We start from the raw sequence: 22,063 nt of genomic DNA, 5'->3' as shown, positions 1-22,063 counted from the left end.
AAGGAACGCCTGTGCGATGCGTTCATGGCCCGCATGCACGGCGAACCCCGCTTGGAATGCTTGTGCCGACGGGAGGACTGCCCGAAGAAGGATGCGGTGCTGCCGGATCGGCGGGTGCCGTTGACGATGGTCACCGTCGATATAGCCACCTTGATCGGGTTGCTTGCGAACCCTGCGTATCTGGCCGGGCACGGTTCCATCGATCCTGATCTGGCCCGGGAGTTGGCGCGCAGCAGTCAGTGGCAGATCCTGCTCACCGACGCAGTCACCCTCGCCGAGAAACTCGGACTGGCTGTGCAGAACCCGGAGACCGGGGAATGGGAACGCACTCCGAAAGAGCAGACGCAGGAGTCGGACTCAGGGTCGGGAGCGACAGCGGACACGGACACTGACACGGACGCCGACTCAGGGACGAACACTGCGTCGGGAACAAGCGCTACCGAGACCCACAGCCGCACCGACAGCAACCCGGAGCCCGAGATCGACGCCGAGTCAGAACCCGAGACCGAGACCGAGTCGGAACCCGAGACCGAGACCGAGACTCGCACGACCACAGGTGCTTCCGTCGACGTCGTCACCGATGCGACCACTGCCCCGGAGGTGGAACCGGCGAACGGATCCGTCACCGCTGCATCGCCGACACCCTCGCCATCTCCGACCAGCACGCCGGTAACGAACACGACCACCTCTGCTCCAGAGCGACCCGGGACGGTCCCGCCGACATCAGTATCACCACCGACAACGGGCCCCACGCCAGGAACAGTTATCCCGCCGGAACCGGGGACGGCGACATCACCGACTTCGAAGCACGATCAGACGGAGGATCATCAGACGGGGGATTACGCGGGGGACACCCCTGCCCGTTCAGCGGCCGATCCAGCTCCTTCCGAGACCGACACCGAGATCGGGGCAGGCGCGGACAGGCAACGGCGGACGCAATCGTTGACCTCCGCCGCAGCGCTGTTCTGTACCCACACTCCCGTCGGCAGAGGTACACGGCACAGCTCTGCCCTCGGTCTGCCCGCCAGCGACCCGGGCTCGACACTCCGGCCGAACCGAACCATTCACAGAGCACGCCGTACACCCGGGGGCCTCTATCTCGGCAACGCCTCCCTTGCCGCCGCACTCGAAGCCGCTATCGCCGCCGACCCCACCCTCGGGAACTCGGTACCCCGCGACCCACTCACCGACCGCGCCCTGATCTACCGACCCGACGCCCTCACCACCGCAGCCGTCCGATTCCGCGACAAACACTGCCGCTTCCCCGGCTGCCACCGCCCCGCCGCCCGCTGCCAACTCGACCACGTGAACCCGTTCGACCACAGCAACCCCCTCGGCGGCGGCTGGACCACCGTGGGCAATCTGCAGTGCCTGTGCGAATACCACCACACCGTCAAGACCGCCGGCTACTGGAAAGCCGTCATGCTCCCCGGCGGAGCGATCCTGTGGACATCGACATCGAAGACCACCCGAATCACCCTGCCCACCAACAGCACCGCCGTCCCCATCCTCGGAAACGACCTCAGACCACACATCCCCACCCAACCGAGAAACTCCGGCATCATCGCCTACCCCCACCCACCCGACCACCGGAAGTCGATAACAGAACCGACCGCCGAAGACACCGGCGAGCCGCCGTTCTAGGTGTGCTGGGGTAACGCCTCGGATGCGAAACCTGTTCAGGTGAACTGGCGTGCCCTGGTCTTGTCGATCACGAGCCACCCACCGTGGTGCTCCGAGGTCTCGAACATCGAACCCGTCGACCGACCCAATTCCACCAGCGATGATTCGTCGAACGTGCGAACGTGTCCGTGGCAGGCGGTGGTCTCGGTCTCGAAGGGCACTGCAACAACGACACGGGTGCGCGCGATGCGTAGTGCCTCTCTCACGATGCGAGATCCTGTCTCTGCGTCGACGTGTTCGAGGAGATGCAGTGCAGTCACCGTGTCGACGCTGCTGTCTGAGACGGGAACGTTCGCAGCGTCGCACACCACGGTGTCGAGTGTGATCCCGAGATGCGGGGCCACGACGGTGAGCAACCGCATGGTGCCGGCGGAGAGGTCCGTTGCGGTCACCAAGTGCCCCTTCATTGCCAGTCGGAGCGGAAAGAAGCCGAAACACGATCCCATATCGAGCACCGATCCGACGATCAGGTTTTCTGCGTGATCGTGGACGGGAGCGAAATCGGCAGTGCCGGATAGTAGTTCGTCGAGCGAGTTGCGATAGTAGGTGGACCAGGCGTCGACCGGATCGGCGACGGTGGTGCGGACGATCCCGACCAGCACCAACTCGAATTCCCGCTGCGAAAGACCCACATGACGTGCCTGTGCGGTCACGATCGGAACGAGGCGCTCACCGATCTGGGCCGACGTCAGGCCATGACACACCTGCACGGTCGATCCGGTTCGGACCGCGTCGAACTCGAGTCCATGCAGGTGTCGGACCACCACGTTCTCGTGCGCCCAGACTCCATCGGGGCTCGGTGCGAGTGCATCCAGTTCGGTCATCGATGTCATTTCTGTTCGTCGCACGTCCACTCGGCGTGGCCGCCCCTTCGGTGAGGTCGAGCGTTCCACACATCGGTCGACGAATCGGCCACTCCCTACCAGGTCGGGCCGCTCGGACGCTGCTGGCCCCGCACGCCGGACGGGACGATACCTACCCATATGGACGGTTGATGGCGACGGCCGACCAGTTCTTCTCTCACGCCGGTTCCGAGTCGTGATCGGCCGCTAGCGTGGTGATCCGAGACACAACCAATCGGATTGTGACCGAGCATATTTCGCAGGAGGTTCCAGATGTCGAAGAAGAACGAGAACGCTGTGGTCGGTACGGCCGTGGTCGAATCCGATCTCGTCGAGGAGTCGTTGGTCGAGGAAGTGTCGATCGACGGCATGTGCGGCGTGTACTGATCATGACCACTGCAGTGCGCGACGACCTCGATGCGGTCGGGCTGGATCTGGATTCGCGTTGGGTGTTGCATCCACAGGTGGCGTTGCGTCCGGAGTCTTTCGGGGCTCTGCTCTATCACTTCGGAACTCGCAAGCTCTCGTTTCTGAAGAACCGCACGATCGTGGCGATCATCACCTCGTTTCCCGATCATCCGGACATGCGGTCGGCGATCGAGGCCGCAGGGATCACCGAAGAGCAGTCGGCCCCATACGTGAAGGCCCTCGCAACGTTGGCCGACTCGAGCATGATCACTCGCCCGTAGAGCCTGACCCATTAGTAGAAGAGGACTTCCGCCCATGACCTCCACCCTCGAAAGGCCCGCTCCGGTAGGCAAATTGGTCGACCAGTTCGAACTCGGACTCGACGCGCCGATCTGCTTGACCTGGGAGCTGACCTACGCCTGCAATCTGTCGTGTGTGCACTGTCTGAGCTCGTCGGGTCGCCGTGACCCGCGCGAACTGAGCACCGAACAGTGCAAGTCGATCATCGACGAGCTGCAGAAGATGCAGGTCTTCTACGTCAATATCGGTGGTGGGGAGCCGACGGTGCGCTCGGACTTCTGGGAGCTCGTCGATTATGCGACCGCGCACCAGGTGGGTGTGAAGTTCTCCACCAACGGGGTCAAGATAGACAAGAAGGTGGCCGCGCGGTTGGCCGCGTCGGATTACGTCGATGTCCAGATCTCCATCGACGGCGCAACCGCCGAGGTCAACGATGCGGTCCGCGGACCCGGTTCGTTCGACATGGCGTGCCGGGCGTTGGAGAACCTGAAGGAGGCCGGCTTTCGGGACGCGAAGATCTCCGTCGTCGTCACCCGACACAACGTGAGTCAGCTCGACGACTTCAAAGCGTTGGCCGACAAATACGCTGCGACACTGCGTATCACCCGGTTGCGGCCGTCGGGCCGGGGCGCGGATGTATGGGACGATCTGCACCCGACGGCCGGTCAGCAGCGCGAGCTGTACAACTGGCTCGTCGCCAACGGTGAGGGTGTGTTGACCGGGGATTCGTTCTTCCATCTCTCGGCGTTCGGTGACGCTCTGCCCGGGCTCAACCTCTGTGGTGCCGGGCGGGTGGTGTGCCTGATCGATCCGATCGGCGACGTGTACGCGTGCCCGTTCGCCATTCACGAGAACTTCCTCGCCGGCAACATCGTCCGCGATGCAAAAGACGGCATGGGCGGGTTCCAATCGGTATGGCAGACATCGGAGTTGTTCCAGGATCTGCGCTCGCCGCAGACCTCGGGCGCGTGCACCAAGTGCGCCCACTTCGACGCGTGCCGTGGCGGCTGCATGGCAGCGAAATTCTTCACCGGTCTGCCGATGGACGGCCCGGATCCCGAATGCGTCATCGGGAACGGTGAAATGGCGTTGGCAGCGGCGGGGGAGATCCCCAAGTCCAGTGTCGACCATTCCCGGACCGGGCAACGCAAGACCCCACGAAAGTCGGTGCCGCTCACATTGATGATGCGTCCGCCGGCGAAGATCTGCGACGAGAATCCGCTCGCAGGAATGGAGCAGGAAAGCTGATGGCCAAGAGTGCGTGGTTCGAGACCGTTGCCGAAGCGCAACGGCGTGCGAAGAAGCGTCTACCGAAGTCCGTGTACGCCGCTCTGGTGGCAGGCTCGGAGCGCGGACTGACGATCGACGACAATACGGCGGCGTTCGGTGAACTCGGCTTCGCCCCGCACGTCGCCGGGCTGTCGGACAAGCGTGATCTGTCGACGACGGTGATGGGGCAGACGCTGTCGTTCCCGGTGATGATCTCGCCGACGGGCGTGCAGGCGGTTCATCCCGACGGTGAGGTCGCCGTCGCGAGAGCTGCTGCAGCGCGGGGTATTCCGATCGGGCTCTCCTCGTTCGCCAGCAAGTCCGTCGAGGAGGTCGCGGCGGCGAATCCGCAGACCTTCTTCCAGATGTACTGGGTCGGATCGCGCGAGGTACTGCTGCAACGGATGGAGCGCGCACGCGCAGCCGGGGCGGTCGGACTGATCATGACCCTGGACTGGTCGTTCTCCAACGGCCGCGATTGGGGTAGTCCGTCGATCCCGGAGAAGATGGACCTCAGGGCGATGGTGCAGTTCGCGCCGGAAGGCATCGTGCGTCCGAAGTGGTTGTGGGAGTTCGCCAAGACCGGGAAGATCCCCGATCTGACGACCCCGAATCTGACCCCGCCGACGGGTGGTCCGGCCCCGACGTTCTTCGGAGCGTACGGCGAGTGGATGGGTACCCCGTTGCCGACGTGGGAGGACGTGGCGTGGCTGCGTGAGCAGTGGGGTGGGCCGTTCATGCTCAAGGGCGTGATGCGCGTCGACGACGCCAAACGAGCCGTCGACGCCGGGTGCACGGCGATCTCGGTGTCCAACCACGGAGGCAACAATCTCGACGGCACCCCGGCTCCGATCCGGGCGCTGCCCGCGATTGCCGAGGCGGTGGGCGATCAGGTCGAGATCACCCTCGACGGCGGGATTCGGCGCGGCAGCGACGTGGTGAAGGCGCTGGCGTTGGGTGCGCGAGCGGTGCTGATCGGGCGGGCATATCTGTGGGGCCTGTCGGCGAACGGTCAGGCGGGCGTCGAGAACGTACTCGACATCCTGCGCGGCGGAGTCGATTCCGCTGTCCTCGGGCTCGGGCACACCTCGGTACAGGACCTCTCGCCGTCGGATGTGGTGATGCCGGCCGGGTTCGACCGCAGGCTCGGCGTCTAGAGCGCTGCGTGCTCACCGAGTCCGGTTGGTTCGAGTCCGTTGCGCAGGCCCAGCGGCGCGCGCAAAAGCGTCTTCCGAAGTCCGTCTACTCGGCGTTGGTGGCGGGATCGGAACGCGGAATCACTGCGTCGGACAACACCGCTGCGTTCGCCGAACTCGGGTTCGCCCCGCACGTGGCAGGGCTGTCGAACGAACGTGAGTTGTCGACGACGCTGATGGGGCAACCGCTGTCGTTTCCGGTGATGATCTCCCCGACGGGCGTGCAAGCGGTGCACCCCGACGGCGAGGTTGCCGTCGCGAGGGCGGCAGCGGCACGCGGTGTGGCGATGGGTTTGTCGTTGTTCGCGAGCAAACCCATCGAGGAGGTCGTCGCAGCGAACCCGCAGACGTTCTTTCAGCTTCACTGGGTCGGATCACGGGAGTTGTTGCTGCACATGCTCGATCGGGCACGCAATGCGGGTGCCGTCGGGTTGATCGTGACGATGGACTGGTCGTTCTCCGAGGGGCGGGACTGGGGGAGTCCGGTGATTCCCGATCGCCTCGATCCGAGGGCGATGCTCCGGTTCGCACCGGAAGCACTCGCGCATCCGCGATGGCTTGCGCGGTGGGCACGCGCGGGCACCCTCCCGGATCTGACGGCACCCAACCTCGCTCCGCCCGGAAAGCCCGCGCCGACGTTTTTCGCCGCATATCGCGAGTGGAAGTCCACGCCGCTACCCACGTGGGAGGACATCGCCTGGCTACGTCAGCAGTGGGACGGTCCGTTCATGCTCAAGGGCATCTCGCGGGTCGACGACGCGTTACGGGCCGTCGACGCCGGCGTCACCGCGATCTCGGTGTCCAACCACGGTGGCAACAATCTCGACGGTTCCCCGGCGTCGATTCGGGTGTTGCCGTCCATCGCCGAGGCAGTGGGAGAGCAGGTCGAGATCACCCTCGACGGTGGCGTCCGGCGGGGAAGCGACGTGGCGAAAGCGCTCGCGCTGGGTGCGCAGGCAGTGCTGATCGGTCGGGCCTATCTATGGGGGTTGGCCGCGAACGGTCGAGCAGGAGTGGAGAACGTGCTCGACATCCTCCGCGGCGGACTGGATTCCGCGGTACTCGGTCTCGGGCATGCATCGGTGCACACGCTCGGACCATCCGATGTCGTACTACCGACCGACTTCGCTCGCGCCGATCGACTCCCCGTTCCGGAATACCCGACGCCGATGCGAACAAGGACGGCACAACCCATCCGGTGATTCGCGCCCGGCCATCCCGCGCGAGGGGCAGCCGCATCGGCGGTCACCAATCGGACAGTTGAGTGTGACCGTCCTGCAGGGCGCGGGCGAACAGGGCCGCCTTCGTCGGCGCGCTGCGGCCCACTGCCGCGTACTTCTGTCGGACCCGGGTGATATGTGTGTTGATCGTGCCCACCGATATGTAGACGGACCGAGCTGCGACCGTTTTCGAGTCGGAGGCGAACCAGGCCAGCATGACCTCGATCTCGCGCGCGCTCAACGCAGGCTTGGGGCGGCGAGTGTCGGTCGGTGTCGGGAGTGCAGTGGGTGCCGACTCTCTCGGCCTTCGAAACGGGTGATGTACCGCCGATGCCGACGTCTGCTCGAGCACGAAAATTTCCCCCTCGTGTATCCATCCATCCCCGACCTCAGCGTCCATCGTCGAAGCAATGGCGTCGCGGATCCAGCTGTGCGCGCAAGTCCATACAAGGTCAATACGGACGACTCCGGGTTCCACGTGTGCGTCATTCAAACGCAGCAATTTGCTGTTTGTCCTGCTCAGTGGGCTGTTCGAGGCATCGGTGCATGATCTGCCGGCTCTATAGTTTTCGCCCATGACCTCCGATCGCCCGGATCCCTCGTCGATCTCGGATCGCACCGAATTCGCCGCGGCGTTGCGTGTGATCAGGATCCAGGCGAATGCCACGGTCCGCGACATCGTCGAGCGTTCCGGTGGCCTGCACGGCACGATCAGCGGCTGGTTCTCCGGTCACCACGTACCCACGAAGGCCAGCGCCGAGATGTTCGCCGCGGTACTGGTCGCCTGCGGAGTCGACGACGAGGACGAGCGGGCGCGGTGGTGGGACGCGGTGTCGAGGGTGCGGTCCGTCTCGGGCAGGCGCACGGTCGACCCGGCGAAGGGCAGCCCACCGTACAAGGGCCTGGAGGCGTTCGGGACCGCCGATTCGGAGTGGTTCTTCGGCCGCGACGACGTCATCGACCGTCTGAGTACGCGCGTCCGCGGTGTTCTCGACAACGGTGGAGGCATCGTCTTCGTCGTCGGTGCATCGGGCTCGGGGAAGTCCTCGCTGCTGCGCGCCGGCCTGGCATCGAGGTTCGCTGGTTCGGAAATCTGTTCGGGCGTGGGCGATATCCGTGCCTTTCCCGAACGAGTCGGGTCGTTCGCGTCGGGATCGGTCGTCGTTCTGGATCAGGCCGAGGAGTTGTGGACGCTGGCGACAGCGCGCGAGCGCGAGAACTTTCTTCGTGCGGCCTCCGACTCGACCGACTCCGGGTCGGTCCTCGTCATCGGTCTGCGGGCCGACTTCTACCAGAACGCCGTGTCGGAGGATGCTCTGCTGGCCGGACTGTCCGACAACCCCGTGGTCGTCGGCCGCCTCACCGAATCGCAGTTGCGGGAAGTCATCGTCTCGCCTGCAGCGAAGGCGGGAATCACCGTCGACGATGCCCTCGTACAGGTACTGGTCGGGGAGTTGGGTCCGCGTGGATCGCAGTTCGCCCACGACTCGGGTGCCCTGCCGTTGCTCTCGCACGCATTGCTGACGACGTGGCAGGTCTCGAGCGGAAGGACGCTGACCGTCGCGGACTATCTGGCAACCGGCGGAATCGGCGGAGCGGTCGGCCAGAGCGCCGAGGAAGTGTTCTCCGCCTTGACGTTCGAGCAGCAGCGCGAAGCACGCCGCATCTTCATGCGTCTGGTCAATCTCGACGACGACGTGGTCACTCGTCGCCGCGTCGATCGTGTCGAGCTGTTCCACGGAGACGACGACATGAACGTGGTCACCGACGTCGATGTCGTCATCGAACGGTTCGCCGCGCGCAGACTGCTGACCGTCGACGAAGAGACGGTCCAGGTGACGCACGAGGCGTTGCTCACGGCATGGAAGCGGCTGCGTGAGTGGCTCGACGACGACCGTCAGTGGCTGGTCGAACACCGTCGGCTCACCCAGGCGGCCGAACTGTGGGAGAACAACGACCGCGACGAGGGCTCGCTGTTGCCGGAGTCCAGGCTGCTGGTTGTACAGGAATCCGTCGGACCGGTGCGTCGGCGCGACCTCAACTCCACCGAGAAGCTCTACCTCCAAGCGAGCGCGAATCGAGTCGAGCAACAGTACAGAAACGACAGACGTCGACGACGCACCCTGGAAACGCTCGTCACGGCACTGGCGATTCTGACCGTACTGTCAGTGACACTGGCAGTGACGGCGTTCGTCGCCCGATCGGACGCGAACGCCGGACGGCTCGCGGCCGAACACGCCGAGGCCGAGGCCGTCTCGCGTCAGATCGCCGGCGTCACGCAGCAATTACGAACGCAGGATCCCGGGCTGGCGGCCTACTTCGCGCTGGCGTCCTACGAGGTGGACCGAACGTCCGAGGCGCGATCGGCACTGCTCGATTCCTCGGCGATTCATACTCCGGTGCGGCTGCTCGGTGTCGAGGGCAATGCCGTGACCGCGGTCGACCCACGCGGAGTCATGGTGGCAACAGGCGGTTCCGACGGGCACGTGCGGATGTGGTCGCTCGCCGACGGCCACGCGCGGCTCGGTGAGATCGTCACGCGTGACTCGCGGGTGCTGACGTTCGATCCACGCGGAGGAGTCATCGCTGTCGGTGGAACCTTCGGTGTCGAGCTGTGGGATGTATCGGACCCGGCGACACCGACGAAGTTGTCGAGCACGGATGTGGTCGGTGTGGGGAACCTGTCGTTCTCGCCGGACGGACGATTTCTGCTCGTCGGCACCCAGGACGACAGATTGCCTCTTCTCGACGTGGCAGAACCCGCCACGCCCCGCACGGTCGGTGAAATCGCCCAACCAGGTTCGCCGTCGGCCACGGAATTCAGCCCGGACGGCCGGTTTCTGGTGACGGTCGGTGCCGGCCGCGCGCTGCGATTGTGGGACGCGAGGCAGCTGACCTCGTCTCCGGCAACCCCCACCGTGCCGTTGATCGACATCCCCTCGGACGGATCCACCTACACCGCACTGCAGTTGGCATTTTCTCCCGACAGCAGGACGTTGACAGCGGGTACCACCGGTCGTGAGGTTCTGCGGTGGGCCGTCGACGCGGGCGGACTTTCTCCTCTGCCTGCGTTGACGGGATTCACCAGCTATGTCAACGATGTCGCGTTCAGCGGCGACGGAGTCCAGATCGCTGCGGCGAGCTCGGACAATTCGTCCAAGGTATGGGACGCCGCATCGGGGACGCTGCAGCTCACGCTTCCCGGTCCGATCGAGGTGAGTTCGCTGGCATTCACGCCGGATCGCTCGTCGATCGTGACCGCCAGTGGTGATGGCACAACCCGAATCTGGCCGCTTCCGGGTCCGGCCCTCGCGGACGCCGGAGACACGATCTTCCAGAATCCTGTCGGTGCAGCGGGCACCCGGCTACTGGTCGGTGCAGGTCGTCGCGCGTCCGCAACAACCCTCTGGGATGTCGAGGACGTGGAGCATCCGGTGCCGTCGAAGCCGTTGGTCCTCGGTGACGGAATGGCGCAGACGGGTGCGGTTGCGCTCACGGCCGACGGCACTCTGGCCGCGGTCGGCACCGCAACTGGGGGATTTCAGCTTTGGGACACAACCGATCTCGACGATCCGGTGGCCCTGGGTTTCGTTCGGGAGGCGACCGGCAGCCTGACCGCGGTGCTGGCGTTCGATCGCTCGGGGACGATGTTGGTCGCGTCGGGTCAGAACTCGAACGACGTGTCGGTGTGGTCGCTCGAGGATCCGGCTGCCCCGATGAAGATGTCGACCTTGCAGGCGGGGAACTATCCGGCAGGCATGGCGCTGTCTCCTGACGGTTCGGTACTGGCCATCGCCAGTGTCGGGGGCGTGGTCGAACTGTGGGATATCAGTAACCCGACCGACCCGCGCCGCACGACCACACTCGGCGGATTCGGAGGCTCCATTCAGGCCGTGGCCATCTCGCCGGATGGGCGAACTCTCGCCGCCGGCGGTGCGGATCGTTCGATTCGACTGTGGGACATGACGAATGCGGCTGCCCCGCAACACCTATCTCGCATCGTCGGGCCCTCCAGCCCGATCTACTCGCTCTCGTTCGATCGGTCCGGCACGCGGTTGGCCGCGGGCGACGGGGGATCCTCGGTGTGGCTGTGGAATGTCACGGACCGTGCCGCGCCATCGCAGTACGCTGCCCTCACCGCCTATGGCATGCGTGTCAACGATGCTGTGTTCGCCGCGGACGGACGAGTGCTGTTCGGCGGTGGCACGGCCCGCGATGTCCGCATCTGGCGGACCGACCCCGACGAGGTTCGTACTCAGCTGTGCGAATCCGGGGGGTCGGTGGTGACGGAAACCGAATGGGCACAGTACCTACCCGGTGTTCCCTATCGGCAATTGTGTGAGCGCTGATCGGCCGGCCGAGCCTAGGTGGGGTCGGCCAGGGGCCTGGTGAAACCGTCGAGCATCCCGGTGTACAGCTTGGCCGGCGGAGAGGCGAATTCGCCGCGCTTTCCGGTACCCAGTCCCAGCGAGACCAGGGACTGCACGAACAACGTGCCCGCGGCCACACCGTCGACCACAGGTACTCCGATCTCGGCCGAAATGTGTTGGCACAGATCGGCCATACCCGCGCAGCCGAGAACCACAGCATCGCTACCGTCCGTCTCGACGGCGACGCGGCACGCCTCGGTGACGATCTTGCGGGCGTCGGGATCGGTCTCGAGATCGAGGACCGGCAGTTCGCACGCATGAATGCCGAGGCAGTGGCGTCCGAAGCCGTAGTGGTTCGCTAGATCCTGGGCACGTCCGATGGTGCGTCCGAGTGTGGTGACGACGCTGAAACCTCGACCCAGGAAACTCGCGGCGTGCATGGCTGCCTCGGCGATACCGACGACCGGCCCGGCCGCCAGCTCGCGGGCCGCGTCGATGCCGGGATCTCCGAAGCAGGCGATGACGTAACCGTCGACCCCAGCGGCCTCGCCCCGGGCGATCTCGGCGAGGATGCCTGGGACACTGAGTGCTTCGTCGACATGACTTTCGATGGACACGGGCCCCATCGAGGGGCTGACCGCATCGACGACCGTGCCCGGGCCGACCACGGCCCGGGCACAGTCACCGATCGTTGCGGTCATCGAACTGGTGGTGTTCGGATTGATGACCTTGATGAGCACGGAAGAAATCCTAAGCCTTCGCTGGGACGTCGAAGTTGGTGACAGCCAGCTTGGTTCGTGTCGCCAGGTAGAAGTACATGACGAACCCGATACCGCAGCCGATGAACCAGCTGTACTTCGACGCCGTCGACATGCCGGCGATCTCCATGCCGTCGATGGCCCCGTTGAAGAGGACGGTGAACATCGCGACCAGCGCGCCCACGACGGTGGAGTACACCGCCGCCGGGTTGTAACCCTTGGAGTACCAGTACAGCCCGGTGGACGACATCGAGAACAGCTCGTCGACGACGACCCTTTGCTTGCGGACGAGGTAGTAGTCGGCGATGAGGATGCCGAACAGTGGTCCGATGAATGCACCGAGGGTCTCGAGCGTCAGGTGGATGACGTCGGGGTTGTTGTAGAGGTTCCACGGCGTGATCAGCACCGAGCCGATGGCGGCGATCATTCCGCCCGCGCGCCAGCTGATGCGCTGGGGGCTGACGTTCGAGAAATCGAATGCAGGGGAGATGAAGTTGGCGACGATGTTGATGCCGATGGTGGCGATCGTGAAGGTCAGCGCGCCCAGGACGATGGCGAACGTGCTGTCGATCCGTGCCACGGTCTCGACCGGGTCGGTGATCAGTTCACCGAACACCGGAAGCGTCAACGACGCAGTAACGACGACGAGTATCGAGAAGACCAGGAAGTTCACCGGCAGACCGAGGAAGTTGCCCTTCTTCACGGCGGCGTAGGACTTTCCGTAACGCGAGAAGTCGCCGAAGTTGAGCATGGGGCCCGAGAAGTAGGACACCACGAGCGCGATCGCACCGAGCATGACCGGAATGGAGCTCAGACCCGTGTGCTCGACCTCTCCGAGGTTCAGATCGATTGCGCCCCAGCCGGCTTTCCAGATGAGGTAGCCGCACAGCATGAACATCACGACGTACACCGCGGGGCCGCAGAAGTCGATGAACTTGCGAATGGACTCCATGCCCCGCCAGAACACCGCCGCTTGGACGACCCAGAGGAACAGGAAGCTCGCCCAGCCGAGCAGCGAGAGTCCGGCGAAACCGTAGTCGGCGGTGACGGCATACGGAGCGAGAGACGGGAACAGCTTGATCAACACGATGTCGAGCGCGGCCGAGGCCAGGAATGTCTGAATTCCGTACCAGGCCACGGCGATCAAGCCACGAATGATCGCCGGAATGTTGGCACCGAGAACACCGAAGACACTGCGGCAGATGACCGGATACGGAACTCCGGACACCTGGCTCGGCTTGGCGACGAGGTTGCAGAAGAAGTACACGATCGTGATGCCGACGAGCAGCGCGATCAGCACCTGCCAACTGGCCAAGCCGAGCGCGAACAGGCTGCCCGCGGTCACGTAGCCACCGACCGAGTGCACGTCGGACATCCAGAAGGCGAAGAGATTGTACGAGGTCCACGTCTGCTTCTTCAGCGGAGCGAGATCCTCGTTGGTCAGCCGCGGGTCGTAGCTGTCCTTGATCAGGCCACCGCCGACGGGGTGGCCCGCGGCTTCCACGAGATCTCCCGTTTGAGCGGGACCGTGCGCTGTATCTGTCATCGATGCTCCTGACGGCATGGCATTGAGGTGAACGAAGGAGGTGAACGAGCGAATGAGGAAAAGCTAGCGGCGCAGTGTTGCGCACTCGTGACGCGAGCGATATATCTTTCGGATTCGTTCCTCGGCTATTCCGACGGCGGATCGGCAAACAATCCATGGTCGTTCGACAGTGTCGAAATGACCGAATTGAGACGTGTGTGGTGATGTTGTGCTGCGCCGAGCAGTCCCGCGGAATCACCGTCCAGGAATGCCGTGAGCATATCGGCGTGGTCGCTGTGCAGTGATGCCCTGTCGGAACCGGCGACATGCACCATCGGCTGCACGGGTTCGGTGATGTTCCAGGCGGATTCGAGCATGTGCAGCAACCGGTGCATCCGAGAAGGCCGCGTCAGGGACAGATGGAATTCACGTGAGAGTCGGTGATACTCCCGCGAGTCGTCGCGAGCCAGTGACGCTTCGAGCTGCCGATTGATCTCGATGAGGTGTTCACGGTCGGCATCGGTGGCGAATTCGACGGCGATCGGCAGCGCCGCAGTCTCCAGAACCTCTCGGACGATGTACATTTCGCGTAGTTCGGCCGCGGTCAATTGGGCGACCGTGTAGCCGAGATTCGGCCGATGATCGACCAAGCCCTCGCCGATCAGCGTCTTGAGCGACTCGCGCACCGGTATTCTGCTCACCCCGAACAGTTCCGCCACTTCGTTGAGCGGAATAGGGGTATTCGGTGGAGCGTCGCCCGCGAGAATCACCCGACGCAATTCGCGCAGAATCGACGGCTGCGGGCCACCGGGTGCCGATATCGACAATTGCGAGAGCAATATGGACCGACGGCGGGGTGGCACGAATGGAAGATTAACGACCGTGTGTTTCGGCGGCGTGACGGCTTCGTTCCATCCGATATCATCTGCATCCATGTCCAGGGACTCACTCGGTGCTCAGTACTGGCCGGACGTCGACCGGTCGAGGACCCTCGTCGTGCCGGTCGGTTCGATCGAGCAGCACGGACCGCACCTTCCCCTCGACACCGACACTCGTATCGCCGACGCCGTGGCGCGAACCGTTCCGCATGCAACCGTTGCCCCGCCGATCGCCTACGGAGCCAGTGGTGAGCACGAAGGATTTCCCGGCACCGTCTCGATCGGTGCGGCCGCGCTCGAAACGCTTCTGGTGGAGTACGGACGCTCCGCCTGCCGGTGGGCCGAGCGGGTGGTGTTCGTCAACGGCCACGGCGGAAACGCACCGACGGTGCGGACCGCAGTGCTGCAGCTCCGGTACGAAGGCCGCAATGTCGTGTGGTTTCCGTGCGCGATACCCGGAGCAGATGCTCACGCCGGCCGGACCGAAACGTCGTTGCTGCTGCATCTTTCGCCCGAGGCGGTGGACATGACGAAGGCGCAGGTGGGAAATGTGACCGATATCGCCGCCCTGCTCCCGGCACTTCGCGACGGTGGATTGGCTCCGATCACCGCCAACGGCGTGCTCGGCGATCCGACCGGGGCCGATGCGGAGGAAGGGCGTCGCGCCTTCGAGCAGATGTGCACCCGAGCGGCCGATGCAGTCGGGCGATGGAGTCCCTCCGAGCAGGGGGTGATCTCATGACCGAAACCGGTGAAACGCCTGGTCGCGACCCCGACCAGAAGCTGCGGAAAACGGGGAACAGGTATGTTCCGTCCGATTTCTCGGGTGGCCGACACTCCGGCGGCTTGTCCGCTTACGATCTCCTGATGGGTGAAGGTCGGTTGCCTGACGGCTTCGGGGTGCGAGTCGATCCACGCGTACGTACATTCTCCGAAGGGCGCGTCCTGATCGGTGGTTCACCGACCCGCATGCTCAAGCTGGCACCGACCGCTGCCGCCATGATCGGCGACGGGTTCATCGAAGTGACCGACTCGCAGTCCGCGCTCGTGGCCCGCAAATTGCTCGACTCCGGAGTCGGGAATCCGCGGCCGATGTCGATTCCCTCGCCGAGCGACGTCACCGTCGTCGTGCCGCTCAAGAACAACGAGGCGGGGTTGGAGCGCTTGATCGCGTCGCTCCACGGGCTGCACGTCATCATCGTCGACGACGGCTCGGACGTGCCGGTCGCCGTACCGCGGATCTCCTGGAGCGTGGGCAGCATGACGGTGCTGCGGCACGAGCGATCACGTGGACCTGCTGCCGCACGGAACACTGGCTTGCGATGTGCAACAACGGATTTCGTAGCGTTCTTGGACTCCGACGTCGTGCCACGAAAGGGGTGGCTGGAGGTGATGCTCGGCCACTTCTCGGATCCGGCGGTCGCCCTGGTGGCCCCCCGCATCGTCGCACTCGAGCCCGAGGGCAGTGCGCTGGCCAGGTACGAACATGCCCGCTCGTCGCTCGACCTGGGTCGCAAGGAAGCGGCGGTACGGGCAGGCAGTTCGGTGTCCTACGTCCCCAGCGCCGCGATGTTGATGCGTCGGTCGGTGGCGATGGACTGCGACGGATTCGACGAGTCGATGCACGTGGCCGAAGACGTGGACCTGTGCTGGCGATTGCAGGAAGCGGGGTGGAGGCTGCGCTACGAACCGGTCGCCCACGTCGCGCACGAGCATCGCGTCACCTTCGCCGAATGGTTCGCCCGCAAGCTGTTCTACGGCACCGGTGCCACACCGTTGTCGGCACGTCATCCGGGAATGGTGCCGCCCATCGCGATGTCCCCGTGGACGTTGGTTGCATGTCTGCTCGCGGCGAGTCTGACGCGGATCGGTCTCGTCGGCGCTGCCGCCACACTCGGCGTGACGATCGTTCGTCTGCGCAGGATGTTCGTCGGTCTGGACCAGCCCACTCGGATCGCGGCCATCCTCGCGGCCGAGGGTTTCGTGGCGGGGTTGTGGCAACTGGCGTCGGCCCTGTGTCGGCACTATTGGCCGATCACCCTGCTCACCGTACTGCTGTCCAGTCGTATTCGTAGGATCGCACTGGGATTGGCTGTGGCAGAGGCGTTCTCGGATTGGTACAAGCACCGGGAGCCCGGCGGTCTCGATCCGGTGCGTTATGCCTTCTACAAACGAGCCGATGACGTCGCCTACGGAGCGGGGCTGTGGCACGGTGCACTGTCCGCCCGCAGCGTCGACGCCCTCAAGCCCCGCCTCGACGGCTGACGTGGTGCCACCCCGGTCTGCTCCGTCGACGGTGTGAACCCGATCGAGTTCGCCGACGTCATCGTCGTCGGAGGTGGTTCCTGCGGTTGCGTTCTCGCATCGAGGCTCAGTGAGAACCCCGATCGGTCGGTGCTGTTGCTCGAGGCCGGGCCTGCGTTCCACAGCGTCGCCGACGTTCCGGCGGCCGTGCTCGACGCGTCGACACTTCCCATCGGCCCCGGTAGCGAATGGGTGGGAACCTATACGGCCGAACTCGCGTCCGGTGTGTCCCGGACGATCGCGCGAGGCCGGGTGCTGGGAGGCTCCGGCGCAGTGAACGGCGGCTACTTCGTCCGCGCCACGCCGGGTGACTTCGATGCCTGGCCGCAGTCTTTGTGGTCGTTCGATCAGGTGCTGCCGTTCTACATCGGCTCCGAAACCGATCTCGATGCCGACGCGGTCGATCGGTGGCACGGTTCCCGCGGGCCGATGCCGGTCTCGCGCACGTCGGAGCAGGACCGACATCCGCTGACCGCATCGTTCGTGCAGGCGGCCGCGAACGCAGGTTTTCGATTCCACGAGGACATGAACGCACCCGACGCGGCCGTGGGAGGAGTGGGCGCAGTTCCGTCGAACATCCGAAACGGTACCCGTGTAAGTGCCGCTCTGGCATACCTTCTGCCGGTCATCGATCGAAAGAACCTACGGATACAAGGGAATACGACGGTGTCGTCGTTGATGTTCGAGAAAAACAGGGTGGCCGGGGTCGAGATCATCGTCGACGGTGTACGCAGTATCGTGAAGTCCGACAAGGTGATTCTGTCTGCGGGTGCTGTGCACACCCCCGCGTTGCTGCTTCGATCCGGCATCGGTCCGGCCGAAAGCAGTGTTGCGCTGGGGATTCCGGTGATCTCCGACAATCCGGGCGTCGGCCGTGGCTTCAGCGACCACCCCGAGGTTGCCGTTCCGGTAGCGACGACCGAAGAATTCTCGACGGTATCTCGTGCTCTGGAAGCGGTGTTGCACGCGGGCGATGTCGAGATCAGGCCGTACACCGGGAGATTCGATCGATTGATCTCCGGTCTTTCTCGTGGGCCGCACGTGTTCGGTGTCGGCCTCATGCGCTCGACGGCACGCGGGAGCATCACGCTGCGAAGCACGGATCCGTTCGAGTCCCCGGACGTGCGATACCGCTATCTCGAATCGGAGGTCGACCGGCGCGCTATGCGCGAGGGCGTCGAACTCGCACGCGATCTACTGGCGTCGCCGATCATGTCGGAGATCGTCGATGTGCCCGCGATCGACGACCCCCTCGCGGCACTCGGTACGTCGCTGCATCTGTCCGGCAGCGCCAAGATGGGCCTGGAATCGGACCCGGAGGCGGTGCTCGACGACCACTGCCGGGTGCGTGGTGTCGACGGTGTCCTCGTCGTCGACACCTCGGCGTTTCCGGTGGTGCCCAGCCGCGGCCCGCATGCGACGGCAATCATGTTCGCCGAGCGTGCAGCGGCCTTGATTGCTGACCACGGTAGGGGTGTCGAGGCGTAGCGTTCATGGTCTGGGGACCGTTCGGGTTCCCCGATAGATGGGTTACTGCCATGTCGGACAAATCGCCCCGCAACACGATGACCAAGAAATCCGGCAAATCGCTCAAGGACAAGCGCGCGGACAAGCGGGCCAAGTCGAGTGGTGACACCAGCAACGACATCATCACGTCGAGCGCCAAGAAGAAGTAGGCAACCGGGGTCGGCGCGACCGGCCACAGCCGCGCGCGCCGGCCACGGCTGTATCCTGGTCTGTGAGCTGGGTAACAACGATGTGGACAGGTCACGGAGGAAGCGTCGAATGGCAAGCCGATCGGACAGTGGCGGCAACCCCTGGGTCGCAGTGCGTCCCGGCGAGGACGTCGCTGTGCTCGCGCGCCAGATGTCCAGTGCCCACCAATCTTTCGTGGACGACCTCCGTACTCACGGTTCGACGGTGAGGTCCGTCGTACTCGACTCGTGGATGCGCAGTCGCACCAAGGGGGTCGATCCCGACGGCGGAAACGACACTCCGGCATTGACCGGGCCGGATCTCGAGCGCTACCGCAACGGGCATCCGATGGCGATCATTCGTCCGGTCATCCGAAAGCTGCTGGTCGAGGACGCGGCGGACACCGGCTTGCTCGTTGCCATCTCCGATGCCGAAGGCCGGCTGCTATGGGTCGAGGGTGACTCCGCAGCCAAGGACCGAGCGCTCACGATGGACTTCGCCGAGGGGGTCGATTGGAGCGAGGAGAACAAGGGCACCAATGCCCCCGGTACCGCGCTCGCAGTCGACCACAGTGTGCAGATCTTCGCGTCCGAGCATTTCTCTCGGTCGGTGCACGAGTGGAGCTGCTCGGCGGCACCGGTTCACCACCCCACCAGTGGCCACATCCTGGGGGCGATCGACATCACCGGTGGTCCGCGCGTCGCGGTGCCCGAGGTGCTCTCGCTGGTGCGTGCCACCGTCGCCGCCGCCGAGTCCGAATTGCGTCTGCATCTGATGAACTCGCCGAAATCGTTGGGCGACACTGCTCCTCGGCTTGAGGTTCTCGGATCCGGACGGCCGGGAGTGGTGCGTGGTTCCGGCCGGATACCGCTCTCCCAGCGACACGCGGAGATACTGCTTCTACTCGGTGAGCATCCCGAAGGGCTCAGCTCCGACCACCTCGCCGTGCTGCTCGACGAGCAGGAGCTGGACTCGGTGACGATTCGCGCCGAGATGTCGAGATTGCGCAAGGCATTCGGTACCGCAGGCCTGGCGTCGCGGCCCTACCGCCTGGTCGGCGAGCTGTCCTCGGACGTCGGCGACATCCGGCGTGCCCTCGACCGCGGAGACGTCGAGGCTGCTCTTCGTATCTACTCGGGTCCGGTGCTGCCCGGATCGTCCGCGCCCGGCATCGAGGAGATCCGCGAGGAACTGCGGTCTCGAATGCAGGCCGCGCTGCTCCGACTCGGAGATCCGGTGCTACTGGCGCAGTGGACGTCGTCGATTCACGGTCGATCGGACGTGATCGCGTGGGAGGCCTACCGGGCCACCCTGAGCCGAGACTCCGCGCTGTACGGGCAGGTCAGTGCGCGTATCGATCTCCTCGACCGCGAACTCGGAATCTGACGCTGTCGCCACTGTCGGTACCTCCGGCAGCAGCGGCAACACAGATGCAGTCGCATCGGCAACGTAGTTGCAACGTTGCAAGCCCTAGTGTCCTGAATCACACACCGCATCAACTGTGAAGCACGTGTCGATCAGGAGGATTTTCAATGTCCGTCTACTCCCGTCCAGGTTCCGCCGATTCCGTCATGTCGTTCCAGTCGCGTTACGACAACTGGATCGGCGGCGAGTGGGTACCGCCGGTCAAGGGTCAGTACTTCGAGAACCCGACTCCCGTCACCGGAGAGAACTTCTGCGAGGTCGCCCGCTCCACGTCCGAGGACATCGAGCTCGCGCTCGATGCCGCACACGCCGCAGCGCCCGCATGGGGCAAGACCTCCGCCGCCGAGCGCGCCGTGATTCTCAACAAGATCGCCGACCGAATCGCCGAGAACCTCGAGTCCATCGCACTGGCGGAGTCCTGGGACAACGGCAAGCCGATTCGCGAGACTCTCAACGCCGACATTCCGCTCGCCGTCGATCACTTCCGCTACTTCGCCGGCTGCATCCGCGCGCAGGAGGGATCACTCTCCGAGATCGACAGCGACACAGTGGCATACCACTTCCACGAGCCGCTCGGAGTCGTCGGGCAGATCATCCCGTGGAACTTCCCGATCCTCATGGCCGTATGGAAGCTCGCGCCCGCTCTCGCGGCCGGAAACGCCGTGGTGCTCAAGCCCGCCGAGCAGACTCCCGCATCGATCCTGCACCTGATCTCGATCATCGGCGACCTCCTGCCTCCGGGCGTCGTCAACATCGTCAACGGATTCGGAGTCGAGGCAGGCAAGCCGCTGGCGTCCAGCCCGCGCATCGCCAAGATCGCCTTCACCGGGGAGACCACCACCGGCCGTCTCATCATGCAGTACGCGTCGCAGAACCTGATTCCGGTGACTCTCGAACTCGGCGGCAAGAGCCCCAACGTCTTCTTCTCCGACGTGCTGCAGGCCAACGACGATTACCAGGACAAGGCGCTCGAGGGCTTCACGATGTTCGCCCTCAATCAGGGGGAAGTGTGCACCTGCCCGTCGCGCTCGCTGATCCAGGCTGACATCTTCGACGAGTTCCTCGCCTTGGCCGCCATCCGCACCAAGGCTGTGCGACAGGGAGATCCGCTCGACACCGAGACCATGATCGGCGCACAGGCGTCCAACGATCAGCTCGAGAAGATTCTCTCGTACATCGAGATCGGCAAGGGCGAGGGCGCACAGGTCGTCACCGGCGGTGAGCGTGCGCAGCTCGGCGGAGATCTGAACGGTGGCTACTACGTCCAGCCGACGATCTTCACCGGCAAGAACAACATGCGCATCTTCCAGGAGGAGATCTTCGGCCCGGTCGTGTCGGTCACGTCCTTCAAGGACTACGACGATGCCATCGACATCGCCAACGACACCCTCTACGGACTCGGTGCAGGCGTCTGGTCTCGCGACGGCGGCGTCGCCTACCGAGCCGGACGCGACATCAAGGCCGGTCGCGTGTGGACCAACACGTACCACCAGTACCCCGCGCACGCCGCGTTCGGTGGCTACAAGCAGTCGGGTATCGGCCGCGAGAACCACAAGATGATGCTCGATCACTACCAGCAGACCAAGAACCTGCTCGTCAGCTACGCCCAGAAGGCCCAGGGCTTCTTCTGATGAACAGCGCTGCGCAGCCCGCGCGGCTGAAGACCACCGTCGAGGCGATGGACCTGCTCCGTCGCCTCGGCGGTATCCACGGGGAACTGATGATGCATCAGTCCGGGGGATGCTGTGACGGGTCGTCGCCGATGTGTTATCCCGCAGGCGAATTCATCGTCGGCGACCGGGACGTTCTCCTGGGGTACATCGACCTTCGACTGGGGGTCGGTGAGGTCCCACAGGACCTGCCGACCGGGAGCGACGGTGTGCCGGTGTGGATCTCGGGATCCCAGTTCCAGGCGTGGAAGCACACCCAGCTCGTGCTCGACGTGGTTCCCGGCCGCGGCGGTGGATTCTCGCTCGAATCGCCCGAGGGAGTGCGGTTCCTCAGCCGCGGACGTGCATACACCGCCGAGGAGAACGACATTCTCGCGCAGCATCCACCACTGGTGGGAGTCGACTGGGAAGAAGGTCGACGGCCGGAGGTTCCCGCAGACCCCTTGGTGGTCGCCGAGGCCGTCGATGCGTGTCCCGTCCCTGGGATGCTTCAGGGCTGAGTGCCTGCGGCAGTGGTGCG

General features: G+C 64.7%; 19 protein-coding genes. 14 read left to right on the top strand and 5 right to left on the bottom strand.

Annotated elements, in window-relative coordinates; translation table 11 throughout:
• Positions 1–1,644, top strand: a 1,644-nt coding sequence (locus CH274_RS29285) for an HNH endonuclease signature motif containing protein (protein ID WP_179275792.1), incomplete at its 5' end; no start/stop codon positions are given.
• Between the two features lie 35 nt (positions 1,645–1,679).
• On the opposite strand, the gene mftM is transcribed toward CH274_RS29285, so the two are convergent.
• Positions 1,680–2,507 carry a mycofactocin oligosaccharide methyltransferase MftM gene (gene mftM, locus CH274_RS17715; RefSeq protein ID WP_094658346.1) on the bottom strand — a complete coding sequence of 276 codons (828 nt, stop codon included), beginning with the start codon at positions 2,505–2,507 and terminating at the stop codon, positions 1,680–1,682.
• Positions 2,508–2,798: 291 nt separating this feature from the next.
• Here mftM and mftA point away from each other — a divergent pair, with 291 nt between their 5' ends.
• From mftA to mftD (CH274_RS17690), 5 genes are read left to right on the top strand one after another with little or no spacing between them, the layout of a single operon-like run.
• Positions 2,799–2,912, top strand: coding sequence for a mycofactocin precursor MftA (mftA, locus tag CH274_RS17710; protein ID WP_080730438.1), 114 nt, complete (start codon positions 2,799–2,801; stop codon positions 2,910–2,912).
• A 2-nt stretch (positions 2,913–2,914) separates the two neighbouring features.
• Positions 2,915–3,214, top strand: coding sequence for a mycofactocin biosynthesis chaperone MftB (mftB, locus tag CH274_RS17705; protein ID WP_032397573.1), 300 nt, complete (start codon positions 2,915–2,917; stop codon positions 3,212–3,214).
• Between the two features lie 34 nt (positions 3,215–3,248).
• Positions 3,249–4,481, top strand: coding sequence for a mycofactocin radical SAM maturase (gene mftC, locus CH274_RS17700; RefSeq protein ID WP_032397572.1), 1,233 nt, complete (start codon positions 3,249–3,251; stop codon positions 4,479–4,481).
• Positions 4,481–5,659 carry a pre-mycofactocin synthase MftD gene (gene mftD / locus CH274_RS17695; protein ID WP_094658337.1) on the top strand — a complete coding sequence of 393 codons (1,179 nt, stop codon included), beginning with the start codon at positions 4,481–4,483 and terminating at the stop codon, positions 5,657–5,659. Before mftC ends, mftD (CH274_RS17695) begins: the two co-directional genes overlap by 1 nt.
• A gap of 8 nt (positions 5,660–5,667) precedes the next feature.
• On the top strand, positions 5,668–6,900 hold the full coding sequence (gene mftD, locus CH274_RS17690; RefSeq protein WP_094658336.1) for a pre-mycofactocin synthase MftD: 1,233 nt from the start codon (positions 5,668–5,670) through the stop codon (positions 6,898–6,900).
• A 43-nt stretch (positions 6,901–6,943) separates the two neighbouring features.
• On the opposite strand, the gene CH274_RS29745 is transcribed toward mftD (CH274_RS17690), so the two are convergent.
• Positions 6,944–7,270, bottom strand: a complete 327-nt coding sequence (locus CH274_RS29745; protein ID WP_230596991.1) for a LuxR C-terminal-related transcriptional regulator — start codon at positions 7,268–7,270, stop codon at positions 6,944–6,946.
• Positions 7,271–7,493: 223 nt separating this feature from the next.
• Here CH274_RS29745 and CH274_RS17680 point away from each other — a divergent pair, with 223 nt between their 5' ends.
• A complete protein-coding gene (locus CH274_RS17680; protein ID WP_094658335.1) occupies positions 7,494–11,267 on the top strand; it encodes an nSTAND1 domain-containing NTPase in 3,774 nt (1,257 codons plus the stop codon).
• 14 nt (positions 11,268–11,281) lie between these two features.
• On the opposite strand, the gene CH274_RS17675 is transcribed toward CH274_RS17680, so the two are convergent.
• The 3 genes from CH274_RS17675 to CH274_RS17665 all read right to left on the bottom strand — a co-directional run bounded on the left by CH274_RS17675 (position 11,282) and on the right by CH274_RS17665 (position 14,434).
• Positions 11,282–12,028 (bottom strand): aspartate/glutamate racemase family protein, encoded by a 747-nt coding sequence (locus CH274_RS17675; protein ID WP_094658334.1) that lies wholly within the window; start codon positions 12,026–12,028, stop codon positions 11,282–11,284.
• 10 nt (positions 12,029–12,038) lie between these two features.
• Positions 12,039–13,592, bottom strand: a complete 1,554-nt coding sequence (locus CH274_RS17670) for an NCS1 family nucleobase:cation symporter-1 (RefSeq protein WP_094658345.1) — start codon at positions 13,590–13,592, stop codon at positions 12,039–12,041.
• 125 nt (positions 13,593–13,717) lie between these two features.
• Complete coding sequence (locus CH274_RS17665; protein ID WP_032398253.1) at positions 13,718–14,434, bottom strand: GntR family transcriptional regulator; 717 nt, start codon at positions 14,432–14,434, stop codon at positions 13,718–13,720.
• Between the two features lie 70 nt (positions 14,435–14,504).
• Between CH274_RS17665 and mftE the strand changes: the two genes are divergently transcribed.
• The 7 genes from mftE (at position 14,505) to CH274_RS17635 (ending at position 22,043) form a co-directional block, all read left to right on the top strand.
• On the top strand, positions 14,505–15,191 hold the full coding sequence (mftE, locus tag CH274_RS17660) for a mycofactocin biosynthesis peptidyl-dipeptidase MftE (protein WP_094658333.1): 687 nt from the start codon (positions 14,505–14,507) through the stop codon (positions 15,189–15,191).
• 125 nt (positions 15,192–15,316) lie between these two features.
• Positions 15,317–16,714 carry a mycofactocin biosynthesis glycosyltransferase MftF gene (mftF, locus tag CH274_RS17655; protein ID WP_094658344.1) on the top strand — a complete coding sequence of 466 codons (1,398 nt, stop codon included), beginning with the start codon at positions 15,317–15,319 and terminating at the stop codon, positions 16,712–16,714.
• A 33-nt stretch (positions 16,715–16,747) separates the two neighbouring features.
• Positions 16,748–18,241 carry a mycofactocin dehydrogenase MftG gene (gene mftG / locus CH274_RS17650; protein ID WP_094658332.1) on the top strand — a complete coding sequence of 498 codons (1,494 nt, stop codon included), beginning with the start codon at positions 16,748–16,750 and terminating at the stop codon, positions 18,239–18,241.
• Positions 18,242–18,291: 50 nt separating this feature from the next.
• A complete protein-coding gene (locus CH274_RS29280) occupies positions 18,292–18,429 on the top strand; it encodes a hypothetical protein (RefSeq protein ID WP_176459466.1) in 138 nt (45 codons plus the stop codon).
• 109 nt (positions 18,430–18,538) lie between these two features.
• On the top strand, positions 18,539–19,834 hold the full coding sequence (locus CH274_RS17645; RefSeq protein WP_032397560.1) for a transcriptional regulator: 1,296 nt from the start codon (positions 18,539–18,541) through the stop codon (positions 19,832–19,834).
• 146 nt (positions 19,835–19,980) lie between these two features.
• Positions 19,981–21,504 carry an acetaldehyde dehydrogenase ExaC gene (gene exaC, locus CH274_RS17640; RefSeq protein ID WP_032397559.1) on the top strand — a complete coding sequence of 508 codons (1,524 nt, stop codon included), beginning with the start codon at positions 19,981–19,983 and terminating at the stop codon, positions 21,502–21,504.
• On the top strand, positions 21,504–22,043 hold the full coding sequence (locus CH274_RS17635; protein ID WP_045195996.1) for a DUF779 domain-containing protein: 540 nt from the start codon (positions 21,504–21,506) through the stop codon (positions 22,041–22,043). The genes exaC and CH274_RS17635 overlap by 1 nt, the downstream gene beginning before the upstream one ends.
• The last annotated feature ends 20 nt before the right edge of the window (positions 22,044–22,063 follow it).

It is taken from the genome of Rhodococcus sp. 06-418-5, assembly GCF_002258285.1.
In the GTDB taxonomy this organism is placed as follows: domain Bacteria; phylum Actinomycetota; class Actinomycetes; order Mycobacteriales; family Mycobacteriaceae; genus Rhodococcoides.
Note: the sequence above shows the minus strand (reverse complement) of the source record. Positions and strands in the feature narration are given on the sequence as shown.